Origin of the sequence: Stenotrophomonas capsici, assembly GCF_034961085.1 — a bacterium.
Lineage (GTDB): Bacteria > Pseudomonadota > Gammaproteobacteria > Xanthomonadales > Xanthomonadaceae > Stenotrophomonas > Stenotrophomonas capsici.
In genome coordinates this window covers 1-2010 of record NZ_JAYFUH010000165.1, presented here as the reverse complement: position 1 = coordinate 2010, position 2010 = coordinate 1, and the positions used below count along the sequence as shown (strand labels likewise).

Sequence of the window (2010 nt, the reverse complement as noted above, 5' to 3'; positions counted from 1 at the left end):
AATCGCCAAAGCCCGCTGAAGCCGCGCATCTTTCTGGCTTTGCTGCACTGCATTCGGCGACACTCGCCGACTTCCTGAATCACCACGAACCGTGAGGTCCGCATGCAGTCCTGGCTCCGGCGCAAGCCCATCGACCAGCTCACCGAACACGAAGAAGGCCGCCGCCTGATCCCCTCGCTGAGCTGGCCCCACCTGGTCGCACTGGGCATTGGCGCCATCGTCGGTACCGGCATCTACACGCTGATCGGCGTGGGCGCGGACAAGGCCGGCCCCGCGGTGCTGCTGTCCTTCATCATCGCCGGCGTGATCTGCGCCTGCGCGGCGCTGGCCTATGCCGAGCTGTCGACGATGATGCCGGCCGCCGGCAGTGCCTATACCTACAGCTACAGCGCGCTGGGCGAGACCATCGCCTGGGTGGTGGGCTGGAGCCTGATCCTGGAGTACTCGCTGGTGGTCAGCACCGTGGCGGTGGGCTGGTCGGGCTATTTCGTCGGCTTCCTGGAGTGGCTGCACACCTCCTTCGGCTGGAACGTGATGCTGCCGCAGGCGCTGGCCACCGGTCCGCACGCCGGTGGCGTGATCAACCTGCCGGCCATCGTCATCACCTTCCTGGTGGCCGGCATGCTGATGCTGGGCACGCGCGAGAGCGCCACGGTCAACGCGGTGCTGGTGGTGCTGAAGCTGATCGCGCTGGCGGTGTTCGTGGCCGTCGCGCTGCCGGCCTTCAACGCCGAGAACCTGCAGCCGTTCATGCCCTACGGTTTCCCCAAGTCGGTCAGCGCCGACGGCGTGGAGCGCGGCGTGATGGCGGCCGCGGCGATCATCTTCTTCGCCTTCTACGGCTTCGACGCGATCTCCACCGCCGCCGAGGAAACCAAGAACCCCAAGCGCGACCTGTCCATCGGCATCATCGGCTCGATGGTCGGCTGCACCCTCATCTACCTGCTGGTGGCCGCTGCCGCGGTCGGCGCGATGAGCTACACGGTGTTCGGCAAGAGCGCCGAGCCGCTGGCATTGATCATGCGCGAACTGGGCCACGGCACCGCCGCGCTGGTGATCGGCATCGTCGCCATCATCGCCCTGCCGACCGTGCTGCTGGCCTTCTTCTACGGGCAGAGCCGCATCTTCTTCGTGATGTCGCGCGATGGCCTGCTGCCGCGTGGCCTGTCCAAGGTCAACCAGCGCACCGGCACGCCGGTGGTCATCACCCTGTTCACCGCCGTGCTGGTCGCCGCCCTGGCCGGCGTGGCGCGCCTGGACGAGATCGCCGCTCTGGCCAACGCCGGCACCCTGGCCGCGTTCACCGCGGTGGGCCTGTGCCTGCTGGTGCTGCGCAAGCGCGAGGCCGGCCGCGAGCGCAAGTTCCGCGCGCCGCTGGCGTGGATCGTCGGCCCGGTCGCCATCCTGGGCTGCATCTACCTGTTCTTCAGCCTGCCCACCCGCACCCAGCTGTGGTTCCTGGCGTGGAACGCACTGGGCCTGGTGGTCTACGCGGTGTACAGCCGCCGCAATGCGGTGCTGGGCAAGCGGTAATCCACCGCTCCATGTGGATGACACAAGGCGGGCTTCGGCCCGCCTTGTGCTTGTGGGATTACATCCCCGCCTACCTGCGTTACCGAGCCTGCCTGGCCGCGTAGTCCTGCGCCTGGCGCATCACCCGCAGCACGTTGCCGCTCCAGATGTTGGCGATCTGCGCCTCGCTCAGGCCACGGCGCTGCAACCATGCGGTGATCTTGGGCAGGTCGGCGGCGTCTTCCATGCCGATCACGCCACCACCGCCATCCCAGTCCATGCCGATGCCCACGTGGTCCGGCCCGACCACGTCCAGCATGTGGCCCAGGTGCTGGAAGAAGTCATCCAGCGTCGCCTTGCGGCGTGGGTACTTCTGGTCCAGCTCGGCCATCGCCCGGGCCAGTTCCACGCCCTTGGCCATGCTCATGTCGTCCCAGCCCCCCAGGCGCTTGCCGATTTCTTCCTCGGCCTGCTTGCGCTCGGCGGTCTTGGTCTCGT

2 protein-coding genes are annotated in these 2010 nt (G+C 67.7%); one reads left to right on the top strand and one right to left on the bottom strand.

The window, feature by feature from the left end; translation table 11 throughout:
- Nucleotides 1-102 precede the first annotated feature (102 nt).
- Entirely contained in the window at nt 103-1533 is a 1431-nt protein-coding gene (locus VA603_RS10700) for an amino acid permease (protein WP_323438809.1), read from the top strand.
- 79 nt (nt 1534-1612) lie between these two features.
- Here the strand turns inward: VA603_RS10700 and VA603_RS10695 are convergent.
- Nucleotides 1613-2010: membrane dipeptidase (locus VA603_RS10695; RefSeq protein ID WP_323438808.1), on the bottom strand; the 398-nt coding region annotated here is incomplete at its 5' end.